Below are 16,943 nucleotides of genomic sequence, written 5' to 3'. Positions count from 1 at the left end.
TTACGACAGACAGCAACTTGAACAGCTTGGTGATGCGCTGAAGGTTGAAGTTATGGCCACAGCGGTGCGATCAGAAGCAGTGATTGGTCACACAAGAATTTAAGTCTTTATAAGACTCTAGAGTCCATCTTTCGGGGCCGCCTGTTAGATGGGTGTATAAAACTGCAGTTCAACGGAGAATAAAACATGCCTACATTCGTACGTACCGATAAATGCGATGGCTGCAAGGGTCAGGATAAGACCGCTTGCATGTACATCTGCCCGCACAACCTGATGAAACTCGATATGGACGGTTCTGAAACCGGCCACGCAATGAAGTCTTTCAATCAGGAACCTGAGCAGTGCTGGGAGTGCTACTCCTGCGTTAAGATTTGCCCACAGCAGGCAATCGAAGCTCGTCACTACGCTGACGTTGTTCCTCTTGGTGGTTCAGTACAGCCACTGCGTGGTTCTGATTCCATTATGTGGACCATCAAGTTCCGTAACGGCACCATGAAGCGCTTTAAGTTCCCGATCCGTACGACCCCTGAAGGTTCTATCGATCCTTACGGCGGCAAGGCTGACGCTGACATGTCTAAGATCGAAGAGCCCGGCTTCTTCAATCACAACGAGCAGAATGGCTACCGCGCTGGCGATCCCAGCGAGCTGATCTGTAAGTAAGCCGCGTCGAACAAATCTACAAGAGGAATTTAGAAATGGCAGAATTTGGAAATCCTGAGGTCGTTGAAGAAACAGTAGACGTCCTAATGATTGGTGGCGGTATGGCTAACTGTGGCGCCGCTTACGAAATCATGAAGTGGGCTGAAGGCACTAACCTGAACATCAAGCTGGTCGATAAGGCAGCTATGGACCGCTCTGGCGCGGTTGCACAGGGTCTTTCAGCAATCAACACCTACATCGGTTCTGAGCAGGATCCTGCGGACTACGCTCGCATGGTCTCTAACGATCTGATGGGTATCACCCGTGATGACCTCGCGTACGACCTCGGTCGTCACGTTGATGAGTCGGTTCACCTGTTCGAAGAGTGGGGTCTGCCAATCTGGAAGACCGACGAGAACGGTGAGCGTCATGACGGTTCTAAGGGTATGACTTCACTTAAGGACGGCGGCAAGCCAGTACGTTCTGGTAAGTGGCAGATCATGATCAACGGTGAGTCATACAAGTGGATCGTTGCTGAGGCTGCTAAGAAGGCACTCGGTATGGACCGCATTCAGGAGCGTGTCTTCATCGTTAAGCTGATTAACGACAAGAACGATCCTAGCCGTATCGCTGGCGCTGCTGGCTTCTCCGTACGTGAGCACAAGGTATACGTCTTCAAGGCAAAGGCTATCCTGCTGGCCGCTGGTGGTTGTGTAAACATCTTCCGCCCACGTTCAGTTGGTGAGGGCACCGGTCGTGCCTGGTACCCTGTATGGAACGCTGGTTCTACCTACTCAATGGCTGCTGAGGCAGGCGCTGAGCTGACCCTGATGGAGAACCGCTTCGTACCGACCCGCTTTAAGGACGGTTACGGTCCTGTTGGCGCATGGTTCCTGCTGTTTAAGTCACAGGCTACCAACGCTATCGGCGAGACCTACATGACCCGCAACAAGGAGATGCTCGACGACTATCCTCCTTACGGTCAGGCTGCTGTTCCTGCTTCATGTCTGCGTAATCACCTTATGCTCAAGGAGATGAAGGAAGGCCGTGGTCCTATCTGGATGGACACCGTCACCGCGCTGGGCAACCTGCGTGAGACTCTCTCTCCTCGTGAGGTTAAGCACCTTGAGGCAGAGGCATGGGAAGACTTCCTCGACATGTGTGTTGGCCAGTGTGGTATCTGGGTTGGTGAGAACATCGAGCCTGAGAAGAAGAACTCAGAGCTGATGCCTACCGAACCCTACCTCCTCGGTTCACACTCTGGTTGCTGCGGCATCTGGACCTCTGGTCCTACCGACGTAGGCGCGCCTACCGACGAGACCGAGGCTGGCGTTCCTGACCACCTGCCTTCAGGCTGGAACTGGGGCTACCGTGGAATGACCACCGTTAAGGGTCTGTTCACCGCAGGTGACGGCGTTGGCGCATCTGGTCATAAGTTCTCCTCTGGCTCACACGCCGAGGGCCGTATGGCAGCCAAGGCAATGGTCAAGTACTGCCTGGACAATGCAGACTTCACTCCTGAGCTGGACACCTCTACTGAGGATCTGGTGAATGAGATTCTGCGTCCGGTTAAGACCTTCCTTGAGCACAAGGATTACTCAACCGCTATCGACGTTAACCCTAACTACATCACTCCTAAGATGCTGCAGTTCCGTCTGCAGAAGATCATGGATGAGTACGTTGCTGGTGTTGCTACCTACTACACCACCAACGAGCACATGATGAAGGTTGCTGGTGAGAAGCTGGACATGCTGAAGGAAGACTCTGAGAAGCTGCGTGCTAAGGACCTGCACGAGCTGCTACGTGCTTGGGAGAACTATCACCGCATCCTGACTGCAGAAGCTCACCTGAAGCACATCGAGTTCCGTCAGGAGTCTCGTTACCCTGGTTTCTACTATCGTGCAGACAAGAACTTTGTCGACGAAGAGAACTGGCACTGCTTCGTTAACTCTATCTATGACAAAGAGACTGGTAAGTGGACCTGCTTCAAGCGCGCTCACGTTGATCTCGTAGATAAGTCTAAGCTGTTCAAGTAAGCATTACTTGAGTCGCAAATGACGAAAAAGTCCGGGTACCGAAAGGTGCCCGGATTTTTTATTTCTATGCCTTTAAAAAGAAAGGGTTATAGAAACATAGAGTTATGACCCTCCGAGGGGTTATAATCACAGATTCCGTTCCATGGTGGACCTTTCTGGTCGGCCATTTGTTTAAAGGAAATCGCTAGTAATTAGGATTTTCGTTTGAGAGTAAGGCGTACGAAGCGCAGCGACTGAGGCATATCAGTTCGACAGGCGAGGAAGTGCGTACCGCACAACGCCGCTATCAGACGAAAAGAGTATTAATAGAATTTCCGCAAGTTGTTCGAGGTCTAGTTATGAGTCTCATCGAAGATTCCCCATTTGATACAAGCCCGGTTGCTCCGGTTGAATACAGCCCTGATTCTGAAATAAGTTTCAGATGCCACAAGGGTGTTGATTGCTGGAATGCCTGTTGCCGCCAGATCGATATCACCCTGACTCCCTACGATATCGTGCGTCTAAAGAATCGACTCGGCATGAGCTCTGAGGAGTTTCTGAAGAAATATACCGCACCGTTCGAGTTTGATCGCCACGGCGTTCCCGGTATCAAGATGCGCACTCAGGAAGATGCACCGGTCTGTCTCTTTATGGACGAGGTTGATGGTTGTACCGTCTACGAAGATCGCCCCACCAGTTGTCGTTACTACCCGGTTGGTCTGCTCTCCAAGCGTAACGAGAAGGAGTACACCGACCGTACGGGTTATGTGCTGGTTGAAGAGGAGCACTGCCATGGTCACAGAGAGGATCGCAAGATCACTATTGGTGACTACCGCAAGGATCAGGGTGTTGAGGTCTTTGATGAGGAGGCGCGCCCATGGCGTCAGCTGCTGTTGAAGAAGCTCTCTTCCGGTCCAACTATCGGAAAGCCTTCGCCACAGAGCCTTTCGCTCTTCTTTATGGCCTGTTACAACCACGATAAATTCCGTGAGTTTGTTAATGCGCCTTCGTTTACGACTATGTTTGATATCAGTGACGAAGAGATGAAGAGACTCAACGAGGATGATGTTGCGTTGATGCACTTCGGCTTCAAGTTCCTCGCGCAGGTGCTGTTTGGCGAGCAGAGTATTCCGCTTAAAGAGGGTGCTGCTGACAAGCGAACTGAAGAGCGTAAAGAGACCTGGGAGCTGCGTCGCGAGGCTGAGGCTGAGATCCATCGCGCCAAGCAGGAGCAGGCGGAAAAAGAGACGCTCTAATCAACGCGGTGTTTCCAGGCTGACAAAGAGCCGCCCTTTGGGGCGGCTTTTATTACCTGGATATTAATTAACAGGATTGGTGCGATACATTCCTCTCACCCACAGTCGCAGATACAATAGGACAAGTCTTTGTTGGGTGACACAGAAAATCATGTCTATCGAAATATTACTCGTCTCACTGTTACTGCTGGTTTTAGTGCTAGTGATCCATCTGTTGCGTCGGCTGGAGCGAGTGCACGATAAGCTGGATAACAAGATCGAAGAAGAACGGATTAACCTCTTTTCGCAGCTTGAGGCTTACAATTCACTGCGTGATCGCCTCGATCTTCGCCGTGGACTGCCCTATACAAAATCGTGGTCGGCCGCTCCCGACTTTTACAGCTGATCGTAAATCATGCGCTGGCAGTCAAACCAGCGGTTATCTTTGAGTGCAGTAGTGGGTTGACCTCGTTGATGCTGGCGCGCTGTTGTCAGATGAATGGGGTTGGTCATCTCTACAGTCTGGAAAACGGTGCAGATTATGCGGAGAAGAGTCGTAGTGAGATCGCGCGCTACGAACTGAGTGAATATGCTGATGTGATTGATGCACCGCTTGAGACGTCCGATGTCGGAGGAGACCCATATCAATGGTATGCACAGGCAGATATCCTGAAGCATCAATCGATATGTTGGTGATCGATGGTCCGCCAGGCTTTATTCAGCGCTATTCACGTTTTCCCGCGTTACCGCTGCTCTACGACAAGCTGGCCGACGGTTGTGTTATCTATATGGATGATGCGGCGCGAGAGGATGAGCTGGAGATAATTGAGATGTGGAAACGGCTCTATCCAAAGCTGGAACATCGTTACCTGAAAACCGAACGCGGCTGTTCGGTGGTGGTGATCAGGAAGTAGTTATTCACCTGAAGCGTTATGGCTGATATCCCACTCGGCCAGCGCCGCATCGAGATTCCCTTCTGCGCCGATACGCTCCCAGAACGTTTTGAAATCCTCTTTGGCGTTCTCGAGTCTAAATGCCATGCGTTTTGATTTGTCCTTGAGGAAAAGCTCGATATTGCTCTCAATGGTCTCGATGTAGTCGTGTGCAATATCGTGCGATTGCTGTTCGTTTCTCCCTTCAAGCAGGACTCCTTCGCGATACGCCTTCATAATGCCGTAGCTCTCTCGTTTGGCGAAGCTGGAAGCTGTCGCATCGATATTACGGCTCAGGTGGACATAGAAGGCCTCATCACCATAGCGTTTATCGAGTCGGCCCAGAATCCATGAGAGGCGATTGTCGGCTTCAATATGGTTGTCACTATAGGCGAGGCGTTGATCTCCGATCAGCTGTGAACGGGACTCGTGGTCAGAGCTGTAGTTTCTGATGTGGCCGCATGCCTTAATGAAGGTGGTCGAGCCACAGCGGCCTGTATTGAGCACAAAGATATTCATGTGCTAGCAAGCCCTTCGAGTGCGGAGCGCCAGCTGATTCTGTCCCACTCATAGCCGCTCAGCGCTATCTGAATCTCTTTGTAACGTTGGTGAAGATGGCGGGTGTCGTTAATTAATCGATAACCTTCGGCGTTAGTTCCGAAGTTATGATCGATATTGTCGATGAATCGCGTCATGTTGCTCAGCGTGGCTGTGTTGGGCTGGTCGTTCCACCAGTGGGCTGGATCGTGTGTAAGCGCCTTTAGCTGTTCAATACGATGAATGATTTGTTGATGTTTTGTGGTGTATAGCGACTGCATATGGGCGCCAGTCTGTTCTATCTGCTCACCAATTATCTTGGGCAATACGGGCGTGTCTGGAAAGCCCTGCTTGCAAAGAGCCTCCATAGTGAAGAGCATTACGTCACCGAAGAACTGCCGTTCAAATTCAGCAGACAGGTCGACGCGCTGATCGTTGCGATCAATGCCGGGGCGAAACTCAGACTCACCCAATTCATCTACTGTGCGTTTGTGCAGCATCGGTAGATTGGCTGAGACGAATTGAGTGTCGATTGAGGCCTTGAGCATGCGTCCAAGTGTGGGGCCTGCCATGCGCAGCTTAAGCGTGGCAAAGGGGATAAACCACTCTAATGCCTGTGGCTTGAAGATGTAGTTGCCGGTATAGATTGTTCTGGCAGGTTTGATGCTTTCAAACAGTGGTTCGAACTCGTAGAGACTTTTGCGTGTTGGGTGCTCACCATCGAAGAAGCGGTTGAGCTTGTCACTGAAGTCGTTAAGGCAGTCGCTGTGGTCGTGCTCACCCTTCAGAGTGCAGTAGTAGCGGTAGCTATCGGCCGCAGGTTTAAAGCCGAACAGGTCAGCCATGTCATGATAGGCAGCATCATCGGCCCGCTGTAGCTCATCATGGAAGGTGCAGCTATCTGAAGGATTCCGTATTGAGAGTTGATGGAGTGAGGCGATTAGATCCTCGAGAAAATTACCGGCCATCACTGAGGGTGAAACGGGCGGATCACCGACCACCTTGCCGGTGAGGATGGTGGCATCGGTTTCGCTAAAGATGCGATCTAGCTGATAGAGATAGTTGATGGCATAGAGTGGCCGCTCCCCCTCCGCCTGCTCAACGGTGACCTTGAACTCCTGATCGCTATCAATGAAGTAGAAGAGCGGTTTCTCCAGTTGCAGCGCCAGTTCATTAAGCTTCAGGTAAGCGATGTTCCGCGTGATCGAGGCGCCCTTATGGAAGAAGGCGTCGGGTGTGTTGGCACCGACAACATTGATCAGAGCGACACGCTCATGTTCTGACATATTTGCAAGCGTTGATTGCTGCTCAGTCTGTCCGAAATAGATCGTTGTAATGCCTAGCTGGTTATACTGTTCGGCAATCTTTTGATGCTCATCAATCGAGTCCTGCTCGCGACTGTCATCGGCAATGACGACTGTGAGCTTGTTGTAATGCCCCTCATGTTTGCCGCCGTAGTGATAGAGGCTACAGAGGGCATGAATACTCCCCAGGCAGTTGCGCAGGTGTTGTGGTCGATCAGCGACGGGAATGGTGATAACAAAGTGGTGGCGATGGTCGTCACCCCGAATTGCAATGAGCTGTTCGAGTAGCTGAAATAGCTTATGGTAGCTAGCTATTAATGTGTCGTTAGGTGTTGTGTCCCAGATGGCAGCTTCGAGTGGTTCGAGTGACGAAGATAATGCCTCTATCGTTGCTGAGATTGATTCTGTCTGGGTGAGTTTGATCGACTCAGCCAGAGCCAGTGCGTGACTGAGTACGGTGACGGATTCAAACTGCACAGAGAGTGTGCGCAGTGCACTGAGGTCGAGTTCACCCATGATGCAAAGCCGTTAACGTCTCGATGAGTAGTTGGGAAAGACGTTCTTGTCGATCACGATCTCGATCAGGTTAATCGTTCCGCGAAGATCGGTGGTGCTAAACAGTGCGTCGATATCGCTGTTCTGCTCAATTCGCTGATGGTTAATACCAAAGGAGCGAGCGAGGTAGGCGTAGTCGGGATTGTTAAAGTCGCAATTGATAAAGCGCTGTTCATACTGCTGGTGCTGATTCTTGCGAATCAGTCCCATGCTCTCGTTGTTGAACATCACGATGTTGAGCGGCTTGTTGTAGTTCACCGCTGTCATGATCTCCATGCAGCACATCTGGAAACCACCATCGCCAAGAATGGCGAACATCGGCACCTCTCGATAGAAGCTAGCTCCGATGGCAGCGGGGATCGCATGGCCGAGTGAAGAGATGCCGGAGTTGGGGTAGTAGCGGTTGGCGCTGGTCACATTGAAGAAGTTCTGCGCGAAGATGATGTTGTCATCAAAGACCACGGCATCCGTCGGAAAATGCGACTCGAGCTGGGAGAAGAAGTGCTCAACCAGTGAGAAGCCTGATTGGAAGACAGAGTAGCTCTTCTCTGAGGAGTCCTTGAGCTGTACGATGCTCTGCTCACGTAGGCCGCTGGTCTCGCAGTAGATGCCGCGCTGGGCAAGTTTGTTGAGTACGCCAGTTAAGGTGGTCTTGATATCACCATTGATCGCGACCTCGGCAGTAAAGACCTTCTCTAGCTGCTCCTGGTCGCTATCGACCTGGGCGATCTTGCACCCCTTGAGAAGTTTTTCGTCCCAGAGGTAGCTGGTGCGTTCATTGAATCCAGCGCCCAGCACTACAATCAGGTCTGCCTTCTCAGTAATGTACTTATACGCATGACCACTGGAAGTGACACCGAGGCTGCCGAGTGAGAGCGGAGACTGCTCGCTGATAATGCCCTTCGCCTTGAGGCTGGTAGTGACGGGGATTTTCAGCTGTTCACTAAGTCGAGATATCTCATCGTGAGCATTTGCACTGATCGCACCATAACCGGCAACGATGACAGGGTTGTCTGCACTCACAATCAGGTCGGTTAGTGTATCGACCTGCGGAGACTCCTCGTAGACAGTGTGGGCAGGGCGGTCAAACTTGATCTGATCGAGAATAGAGTCATTGACCAGCTCCTTCTGCACGTTATAGGGAAAGCTGAGTAGCACCGGCCCAGGGCAGGGTGAGAGCAGTCGCTTGGTTGCCTGGGTCAGTACCTGTGCCAGATAGTCGGTGCGTTCGATAATGCGGTTGTAGCGGGTGATGCCCTTAAATAGCGAGACCTGATCGATGCTGCCGCCTTCGCCCGAACTCTCCTGCAGCCCGCCCTTGCCAAAGATATGGGTCGGCGTCTCTCCAGTAATCACAAGAATGGGCTGCTTATCGGCATAGGCGTTGGCGATGCCGGTAACCAGGTTGGTTGCACCCGGGCCAGCAGTGGCGATACAGGCGGAGACCTTGCCGGAGTCCCGTGCATAACCGCCGGCCATGAAGGCCGCACCCTGCTCGTGTTTAACTAATACACTCTCGATATCAGAGGTATAGAGAGCGTCGTAGACAGGCAGGATGTGCGCACCCGGCATGCCAAAGATCACCTCTATACCGAGGCGCTCCAGATATCTAACAATCAGTTCACTGACTTTAATCTTCATAAGAGATGAGTGCCAGGTGGTTCCTGTGCTTCGCCAACCTTTTGTAGGGCGTAAGAAAAAATGAGTGGTTCATTATACAGAGTGTGATTTATAGAGGGAGTGGTTTAGGTGATGGGCTGCGTAGAATGAGAGTGAGCAATGTCGCAACGTTTTGAAGACAATAATTAAAGTAGGTGATAGTTAAATAATCCCCCTATTGGTACCACCAAGAAAGGGGACGAATGACCTTCTTAGTGAGTAGTCAGGGCGTGCGTAAAGGGTAGGGGTCTCTGTATTCGAGATGTTGTTGCGTTAGATCAATTACTGGGTTGGACTGATCATTTAGTTTCTAGGGCATTTTCCATCCGTACGGTTACTAGCGAAAAGCTCAAGAGGTTCAATATGGTCAGCACGCAGAAGAAGTTTGATAGCGCATCCACTCCTTCGCTGACCGCCATGGATAGCGAAGCGAAGGCGGTTAGTCCCCGATAGTCGACGCCGTCTGCCTATTCGTAGTTGAGAGCGCGAGCGAACGACGAAGAAGATGCAGCAGCGGCTTTATGTCGGCGTAGAGTCACTGAGGGAGTTGTGTAGAGCCGCGAAGAGGTGATTACGCAACGTACGCAGGACGGTCGGGGCGCCGTAGGCATAAACGGTCGCGTTAAGTATTTGCCGCTTGCTTGGGCTTGGATGCCCAAAACATGCTTCCGCAAAAATAGCGACTCCCCGATTAGTCTCGATAATGATGATCTCTACCAACGCTGGCGTGATCAGAAGCTAGAGGGCTATCCCAAGGGGTTGGGTGATCTGTTGGTTGAAATCAATGATCCACGCAAGCTCACTGAGAGTGAACATGCGGCGCTGCTCTCTCGCTGCCAAAAAGCGAATATGGCGCTCTATGTCAGTAACACGGGTACCGATACCGATCCTGAAATTCCGTTGACCATGGCGCGTCGTTTCGGGTTGCAGTATCTGAATAAAAACTGGCTTGCTGACGAGTCTGGCCTTACCTCGCTGACGGTTCGAGGTGATGGTGTTCGACAGGATTACATCCCCTTCAGTAATCGTGCGATTAACTGGCATACCGATGGTTATTACAATCAGGCATCAAAACAGATTCATGCGCTGAACCTTCACGTTACCCAACAGGCTGCGAGTGGCGGTGAGAACGCGCTAATGGATCATGAGATCGCCTATATTCTGCTGCGTGAAAAGAACCCTGAATATATCCGAGCCTTGATGGGGGCAAATGCGATGACCATTCCGGCCCGAATCGATGAAGGTGGTACTGTGGCGCGTCAAGAAGAGCCGGGGCCGGTATTTAGTATCATGCCATCGGGTGATCTGCATATGCGCTACACAATCCGTGTCAATAATGTCATGTGGGCAGATGACGAGGTTAGTCGTGAGGCGTTGGCCTTTCTCGAAGAGCTGCTGAATAGTGACTCACCCTATATCTACCGAGGTCGTTTGGAGTCAGGGATGGGGCTTGTGAGTAATAATGTACTGCATGACCGCGCAGCGTTCAGTGACGATGCGGATCATAAGCGCCACTATTACCGTGCGCGCTATTTTGATCGTCTGGCTGGTACCAGCATCTCAGATATATACGCGCTTTGATGTAACGGTGCCGTTACTCGGTTAGATAGAAAGAGCCCCTCATTGAGGGGCTTTTTTATTTGGCCATATGTAGCGGCTTTGCAGACATCTCGGATAAACAAGTAATTGAGTGAATTGAGTTGGAAGAAGTGTTTTGAGTTGTTAAATATAAGGCTGTTAAAGAAACTCAATAAGCAGTGGGTGATAAATTATTTCCCTATGTTAGATAAAGCTTGCTGCGTAGTTGAGAATAAGGCCGACCCAAAAACTGATGCATGGGTGAGATGATGGTCTGGACTATGTTTCGAGAGTTTCATAAACAGGCAAAACAAATTATCGGCTCTGATGTTTTAACGCACAAACCAGAAGAAAGTACGATAAGCACTCTTGAGGAAAGCTATAGGAACAATCTTAATATTGAGGGATGGATGCCGGAATGTGGCGCATACGAAGGTTTGTCAGTTAATGCCTAACAATAAGCCCATGGGGGATGTTGGTGGTTCACATTAGTTCGTTCTGTTGTTCTCGTGCTATGCCATGAACGGGTAATGCTGCATTTTACCTGTTCTATTGGGAGTATAATGCCACTATTTAACACCCATTGAGCTGATATTCCTATGAGTAATGAGATCAATTACAAGAGTAACCCCCTGCACGGGGTTGGTTTGAAAAGTGTATTGACTGAGATAATTGATCAGTACGGTTTTGAGATTCTCTTTGCCTATTTAAATATCAACTGTTTTAAGACAAATCCAAGTATTGAGTCCAGTGTGAAGTTTCTGAAAAAAACGGATTGGGCGCGTGAAAAAGTAGAAGCCTTCTATTTGTATGATTATAAAAACTTACCTAGAGCGTCTTCTGAACAGTTTTTGCTGCCCCCAAGGGAGCGGGTTATTCCAGAAGGCCAATCACCGGGTGAGCCTAAAGAGCTAAGTTTGGAAGATGCTGTGCGGTTGCAAGAGAAGCGTGCAAAAAAAGCAGCTGAACGAGATCAGCGGGTAGTGCGGCGCCCTGCAAAAGGTGTCGACCCATGGGGTGGTTGGAATGAAAAAACTAAGCGGTGATGGTACGGGTAGACGCCAGACGATGGCGATCACGGGGGGCTGAGCGTGCTACGTTAGTGTACATATTTCTGCAAAGTGGTTTCATGTCCATCGGATAACACGGGAAGTCACCTTGCGGGCATTAACTTTTACACACGAGAACCTACTAATGGCCCAAATAAAAAAGCCCCTCCGAGGAGGGGCTTTTTTGTGCTGCTAGATAGTGCCGCTGTTACTTGTTGGCAATATCTTCCAGCTGCTTGGCGCGGATCATCTGTCCATCGAGAGCAGCATCCTTGGCGTTGCGGCCGAAGGCGACTGACATCAGGGTGGAGTAGTAGACGACCGGGATGTTGAAGTTGGTGCCGTGGTCCTTGTTGATCTGACCCTGGTAGACCTCAACGTTCATCTGGCAGACGGGGCAGGGGGTGACGATCATGTCAGCACCGCCATCGTAGGCCGACTCGATGATGTCCTTGACCAGTGCCTGTGACTTCTGAGGCTCTGAGAACATCAGCGCGCCACCACAGCAAGAGACCTTCTTGTCGTAGTTGACTACGGCGTCTGCACCAACGGTTTCGATCATCTTATCGAGATACTTGGGATTCTCGTAAGACTCACCATCGATACCGAACGGACGGTTGGTCTGACAGCCGACGTATCCGGCGATCTTGAGGCCCTCGAGAGGGCGTTTAACCTTCTCAGCGATCTCGTTATAGCCAACGTCTTCGATCAGCACTTCAACCATGTGGCGGGTCTTAGGCATCTCGGTAGCGATTTCGATACCGATCTCGCCGAGGGCAGCGTTGACGCCCGTGCGTACCTTCTCGCTATCCTCGATGCGCTCTTTAGCCTCGCGGGTAGCCAGCCAGCAAGCGGCACAGGTCGCAACGATGTCCTGCTGGCCGTGGGCCTGCTGAGACTGTGCGATGTTACGCGCTGAGAGGCTGATACGGGGCAGCTCACCACCACCGCCGTAACCGATTGAAGCACCACAACAGTTCCAGTCTGGAATGTCGTTGAGCTGGATGTCGAGCTCCTCACAGATGGTCTGGGTAGACTTCTGGTAGTTGACCGAGGAGGCCTTGGACTGTGATGAACAGCCCGGGTAGAAGGAATATTCGTATTTAGCCATTTTCTATCTCTCCTCAGCCTTTGAACTCGGCAGTGTTACTCTCTTCGATCTCTTTGGCCTTGGCGAGCATCTTCTTGATGTCGCTGGCGCCCTTGCAGCTGTGGCCACCAAAGATTTCGAATGGGTTCAGACGGCCTGTCTTCATCATGCCAAGACCAACATCCTTCATCTTCAGAGCGGTCTTGATACCTTCACCAAAGCCGTTCATGAAATAGAGGGATAGGCCGAGCTTGAGCTCGTTGACGCGTCCTGTCTTGGTCAGGTTGTCCCAGAAGAGCTGGGAGAACTTAACGGTCGGTTGCTCCTTGGGAGCGAGGCCGAGACGCTTACCGTAGTGTGCCAGGCCGTGCATGATGTGGGTGATCGGCAGGCCGCGTGGGCAGCGAGCGATACAGTTGTAACAGGATGTACACATCCACATGGAGGAGCTAGAAAGCACCTCTTCACGCTTGTTGGCGCGGATCATCATGAAGAGCTCCTGGGGCGGATGCTCCCAGTTGTTCTCCATCGGGCATGAGCCCGAGCAGACGCCGCACTGCATGCACATCTTGACCCAGTCACCTTCCTCGACATTCGCCTCAACTTCTTTGAGGAAGGAGCTGCGATATTTCTCTACCATCGCGGTATTCATGTCACTCATGATCTCTCTCCTTTAGAACTTGAACGGGCTCATGCCGATCTTCTCGATGGTCTCTTCCATCTCGTTGATCAACTGAGGGATGCGCTGGGTATCGGTGATCGATACTTCGTAGGTGGCAACACGCTCCTGCTCCAGGTTGAGCGACTGGAGTGTGTCGTCGATCTTGCTCATACGATAGTGAGCCATCTCAGAACCCTTAACGAAGTGACACTGATAGTTGTCGCCCTTCTGACAACCCATCAGCATGATGCCGTCGTAGCCGCTGTTGAGTGCGTCGGTCACCCAGATGGTGTTGACCGAGCCGAGGCAGCGAACCGGGATAACACGGGCAAATGAGCTGTACTCGGTACGGTTCATTGCGGCCATGTCCAGTGCTGGGTAGGCATCGTTCTCACAGGCGAGGACCAGGATACGTGGCTTCTCGTCGAACTCGTCAGGCATATCAACGTTCTTGAGCTGCTGACCGACGGTCTCGACCGAGTAGTTCTCGAAGGAGATAACGCGAACCGGGCAGGCACCCATGCAGGTACCGCAACGGCGGCAGCGTGACTCGTTGTACTGCGGGTAGCCCTTCTCGTCCTCGTTGATGGCGCCGAAGGGGCACTCAACGGTACAGCGCTTACACTGGGTACAACCTTCGATACGGAAGGTTGGGAAGCTGAGGTCACCAGAGCGAGGGTGCGCTGCGCGACCCTGTGAGGCGTTCTCGCAGGCCTGAATCGCCTTCAGTGCGGCACCGGTAGCATCTTCCTGCGCCTGCTGCATATCCATTGGACGACGTACAGGACCGGCAGCATAGATGCCGGTACGACGGGTCTCGTAAGGGAAGCAGATAAAGTGCGAATCAGAGAAACCGTGCTTGAGGTGCGGCAGGTCAGTACCCTGACGGTAGTCGAGGTTCAGAACCGAAGGTGGAGCAACCTCAACCTTCGCCTGTAGCTCGGCAACCAGTGACTCATCTTCAGCCTCTTCAGCCGCCTTCAGGTCCTGTGCCAGATACGGATCAGGTCCATTGTTAGGCACCATGCCGGTAGCCAGGACAACGATATCGGCACCGATGGTGCAATCCTCATTGAGGATCATATCCTTGTACTTAACCTCAAGACCGCCGCCTGCTGAAACAACTTCAGAGACCTCGCCCTTGGAGAAGGAGACACCTGCCTCCTGACCGCCGCGGTAGAAGTCCTCACCACCGGCACCCGGGGTGCGCAGATCGGTGAAGATAACGGTTGCATCGGCACCCGCCTCTTTGGCGTAACGAGCCTGTTTGATCGAGGTCAGACAGCAGTGACCAGAACAGTAAGGGAGGTGACCCTCTTTCTCGCTGCGCTGACCGGCACACTGTACAAAGACAGCGTTGCTGATCTCTTTGCCGTCGGAAGGACGCTTGATAGCGCCACCGTTGGCCTCTTTAACCAGCTTCTCAAAGGTGAGCTGATCGACAACGTCGGGGCTCTGGCCACCACCAAGTTCAGGGAGCTTGTTGATGTCATAGGTATTGAAGCCGGTCGCCTGGATGATAGAGCCGGTGGTAACGGTGTTGGTCGCGCCGCTCTCGGTTGAAACCTCAACCTCAAAACGACCCGGTGCACCCGAGGTTTTGGTAACGCTGCTGTTGAGGTGAACGCTGATGTTGCCGTCTGCCTCAATGGCGGCGGCCATCTCTGCGATACCGGTATCGGCCATTTCATTATAAGGGGCCTTGGCAGGAACGCGCTTGACCAGCTGGCCAGCGACACCACCGAGTGCGCCACTTTTCTCGATCAGGTCGACCTTGTAGCCAGCCTTCGATGCTTCGATGGCTGCGGTCATGCCGGAAATTCCGCCACCGACAACCAGCAGCTCGCGGGTCAGCTCTTGCTCACCGCTGGCTGCAGGGATCTTCATGCTCTTCGACTCGGCACAGGCCATGCGAATGTAGTCGTCGGCCATCTCCTGAGTCAGCTCACGAGCCTCGTCGGTATCGGGACGAACCCAGATGACACCCTCACGCAGGTTAGCACGAGAGATGGTGACGTTTTCAAAGTTGAATGCTTCAGTCTTGGCACGACGTGAACAGGCACCGATAACAAGGTGGTTAACACCCTCATTGTCGATGTCGTTCTGGATCATCGCTACGCCCTCTGCATTACAGAGGAAGGGATGCTCCTTGGCGAGTGCCGCCTTACCATCGCGCGTGGCGGTGGTTGCCAGCTGGCCAGAGTCCAGGCGATCGCCCAGCTCACAGCCCTGACAGATATATGCTCCGATCTTCATATCAGACACTGTTTAACCCTCCGTTCCAGCAGCTTTGTTGACGACCTGAATCGCACGCAGCGCAGCGGCTGTGGCGTTCTGGGCGGCACGGTTGACGTCAAGTGCATCCGAAGAGCAACCTGCGCCGAAGATGCCACCGTTGGCCTCGTCAAGCTCAAGGAAACCGTGTTCGTTGATCTTGGTCTCTACAGGGAAGATTCCCTCAGGGACAGTCGATTCCATACCGGTCGCCAGTACCACGAGATCGTGCTCGGTCTCGTAGCGGTGGTAACCCTCGGTGTCTACACCGCGCAGCTTCAGATTGTCGTTCTCCTTGTTGCGAACAATGTTGGCAACCTTGGATTTGACGAAGCTGACGTTCTCATCGTCCTTAACCGCACGATGGAAGTCGTCGAGACGGTCAATGGCGCGGATGTCGATGTAGTAGATGGTCGACTTGGCATCATTCTGCTGCTCGGCCACGTAGGTGGTCTGCTTTAGAGAGGCCATGCAGCAGATGCGCGAGCAGTGCTTGAGGTGGTTGTGGTCACGAGAACCGGCGCACTGGATAAAGGCGATTTTCTTCGCCTCGGCACCATCTGAAGGACGCAGGATCTTGCCGCCAGTCGGGCCTTCAGGAACCATCATGCGCTCGAGCTCAACGTTGGTGATAACGTTCTCGAAACGATCGTAGCCGTAGGGCTGGATCTTGTTCGCATCGTATGGCTTCCATCCGGTTGCCCAGATGACTGCTCCGACGTTCAGCTCAAGGCTCTCTTCCCGCATCTCAAGGTCAACGGCGTCGTACTTACACGCCTCTTTGGCCTTGTTGCCATCATCGGTACCGATGATGGCAGGGTCGAGTGTATAGCGCTGAGGATAGGCGTGGTTATGGGTGAGGTAAGCACCCTTACGCTTCTTCATGCCGTAGTTGTGATCGTCGTCGAACTCTGCCTCGACCGCGTCGCCACAGGCGCCACAGGCAGTGCAGTTTTCGTTGACGTAGCGTGGGGCGACCTTGACGGTAACAGTGTAGTTACCTGCTTCCCCTGCTACTGACTCTACGTCCGCCATGGTGATGAGACGAAGATTCTTGTTCGCCTTGAGGCGACGCAGCTGAATCTCCACACCACAGGTGGGGTAGCAGAGTTTAGGGAAGTATTTGTATAGCTGGCTGACACGACCGCCGACGGTGGGCTTTTTCTCTAGCAGGATAACCTGCTTGCCGCACTCGGCCGCTTCAAGGGCCGCCGTCAGGCCGCTGATACCGCCACCCACGACCAGTATGGTCTGGTTGGTTGCGATGACCTCCGACATGGTATTCCTCCGTTCCGGATGATTTGAAAATGATTGGATGCAGTGCCAGGTAGATCTGTTGACCTAAAGACACTGCGCCGGGAATCTGCGGTCCGTTGGTGAAAAGACACGCTGATCCCCAGAATCACGAACCGTGA

Annotated in this window: 17 protein-coding genes; 9 read left to right on the top strand and 8 right to left on the bottom strand. The window is 52.4% G+C overall.

Annotated features, from left to right (window positions below; translation table 11 throughout):
• Positions 1–186: 186 nt before the first annotated feature.
• From aprB to HUE57_RS18745, 6 genes are all read left to right on the top strand, one after another.
• Positions 187–660, top strand: a complete 474-nt coding sequence (gene aprB, locus HUE57_RS00500; RefSeq protein ID WP_078482415.1) for an adenylyl-sulfate reductase subunit beta — start codon at positions 187–189, stop codon at positions 658–660.
• A gap of 35 nt (positions 661–695) precedes the next feature.
• On the top strand, positions 696–2,675 hold the full coding sequence (gene aprA / locus HUE57_RS00495) for an adenylyl-sulfate reductase subunit alpha (protein ID WP_078482414.1): 1,980 nt from the start codon (positions 696–698) through the stop codon (positions 2,673–2,675).
• Between the two features lie 338 nt (positions 2,676–3,013).
• Positions 3,014–3,910: a YkgJ family cysteine cluster protein gene (locus HUE57_RS00490; RefSeq protein ID WP_174672511.1), complete on the top strand. Its 897-nt coding sequence runs from the start codon at positions 3,014–3,016 to the stop codon at positions 3,908–3,910.
• 151 nt (positions 3,911–4,061) lie between these two features.
• On the top strand, positions 4,062–4,295 hold the full coding sequence (locus HUE57_RS18755) for a hypothetical protein (RefSeq protein ID WP_236860652.1): 234 nt from the start codon (positions 4,062–4,064) through the stop codon (positions 4,293–4,295).
• Positions 4,296–4,360: 65 nt separating this feature from the next.
• Positions 4,361–4,585 (top strand): hypothetical protein, encoded by a 225-nt coding sequence (locus tag HUE57_RS18750; RefSeq protein ID WP_236860651.1) that lies wholly within the window; start codon positions 4,361–4,363, stop codon positions 4,583–4,585.
• Positions 4,576–4,803: a hypothetical protein gene (locus tag HUE57_RS18745; protein WP_236860650.1), complete on the top strand. Its 228-nt coding sequence runs from the start codon at positions 4,576–4,578 to the stop codon at positions 4,801–4,803. Before HUE57_RS18750 ends, HUE57_RS18745 begins: the two co-directional genes overlap by 10 nt.
• Here HUE57_RS18745 and HUE57_RS00480 read toward each other — a convergent pair whose 3' ends face one another.
• The 4 genes from HUE57_RS00480 to HUE57_RS00465 all read right to left on the bottom strand — a co-directional run bounded on the left by HUE57_RS00480 (position 4,804) and on the right by HUE57_RS00465 (position 9,550).
• The gene (locus HUE57_RS00480; RefSeq protein ID WP_078482412.1) at positions 4,804–5,340 is read right to left on the bottom strand and encodes a hypothetical protein; all 537 of its coding nucleotides are present in this window, start codon (positions 5,338–5,340) and stop codon (positions 4,804–4,806) included.
• Entirely contained in the window at positions 5,337–7,178 is a 1,842-nt protein-coding gene (locus HUE57_RS00475; protein ID WP_078482411.1) for a hypothetical protein, read from the bottom strand. The genes HUE57_RS00480 and HUE57_RS00475 overlap by 4 nt, the downstream gene beginning before the upstream one ends.
• A gap of 12 nt (positions 7,179–7,190) precedes the next feature.
• Positions 7,191–8,858, bottom strand: coding sequence for a thiamine pyrophosphate-binding protein (locus HUE57_RS00470; RefSeq protein ID WP_078482410.1), 1,668 nt, complete (start codon positions 8,856–8,858; stop codon positions 7,191–7,193).
• Between the two features lie 485 nt (positions 8,859–9,343).
• Positions 9,344–9,550 carry a hypothetical protein gene (locus HUE57_RS00465; RefSeq protein WP_174672510.1) on the bottom strand — a complete coding sequence of 69 codons (207 nt, stop codon included), beginning with the start codon at positions 9,548–9,550 and terminating at the stop codon, positions 9,344–9,346.
• Here HUE57_RS00465 and HUE57_RS00460 point away from each other — a divergent pair.
• The 3 genes from HUE57_RS00460 (at position 9,528) to HUE57_RS00450 (ending at position 11,500) form a co-directional block, all read left to right on the top strand.
• Positions 9,528–10,457, top strand: coding sequence for a TauD/TfdA family dioxygenase (locus HUE57_RS00460; protein WP_174672509.1), 930 nt, complete (start codon positions 9,528–9,530; stop codon positions 10,455–10,457). The genes HUE57_RS00465 and HUE57_RS00460 overlap by 23 nt on opposite strands.
• Positions 10,458–10,711: 254 nt before the next feature.
• Positions 10,712–10,909 carry a hypothetical protein gene (locus HUE57_RS00455; RefSeq protein WP_078482408.1) on the top strand — a complete coding sequence of 66 codons (198 nt, stop codon included), beginning with the start codon at positions 10,712–10,714 and terminating at the stop codon, positions 10,907–10,909.
• 144 nt (positions 10,910–11,053) lie between these two features.
• The gene (locus tag HUE57_RS00450; RefSeq protein WP_078482407.1) at positions 11,054–11,500 is read left to right on the top strand and encodes a VF530 family protein; all 447 of its coding nucleotides are present in this window, start codon (positions 11,054–11,056) and stop codon (positions 11,498–11,500) included.
• Positions 11,501–11,711: 211 nt separating this feature from the next.
• On the opposite strand, the gene HUE57_RS00445 is transcribed toward HUE57_RS00450, so the two are convergent.
• From HUE57_RS00445 to HUE57_RS00430, 4 genes are read right to left on the bottom strand one after another with little or no spacing between them, the layout of a single operon-like run.
• The gene (locus HUE57_RS00445) at positions 11,712–12,614 is read right to left on the bottom strand and encodes a CoB--CoM heterodisulfide reductase iron-sulfur subunit B family protein (protein WP_078482406.1); all 903 of its coding nucleotides are present in this window, start codon (positions 12,612–12,614) and stop codon (positions 11,712–11,714) included.
• 13 nt (positions 12,615–12,627) lie between these two features.
• A complete protein-coding gene (locus HUE57_RS00440; protein ID WP_078482405.1) occupies positions 12,628–13,254 on the bottom strand; it encodes a 4Fe-4S dicluster domain-containing protein in 627 nt (208 codons plus the stop codon).
• A 12-nt stretch (positions 13,255–13,266) separates the two neighbouring features.
• Positions 13,267–15,510 carry a hydrogenase iron-sulfur subunit gene (locus tag HUE57_RS00435; protein WP_172840068.1) on the bottom strand — a complete coding sequence of 748 codons (2,244 nt, stop codon included), beginning with the start codon at positions 15,508–15,510 and terminating at the stop codon, positions 13,267–13,269.
• A gap of 12 nt (positions 15,511–15,522) precedes the next feature.
• Positions 15,523–16,806 (bottom strand): FAD-dependent oxidoreductase, encoded by a 1,284-nt coding sequence (locus HUE57_RS00430; RefSeq protein ID WP_078482403.1) that lies wholly within the window; start codon positions 16,804–16,806, stop codon positions 15,523–15,525.
• Positions 16,807–16,943: the final 137 nt, after the last annotated feature.

It is taken from the genome of Candidatus Reidiella endopervernicosa (assembly GCF_013343005.1).
GTDB lineage: Bacteria > Pseudomonadota > Gammaproteobacteria.
This window is presented reverse-complemented; position numbering and strand designations above follow the sequence as displayed.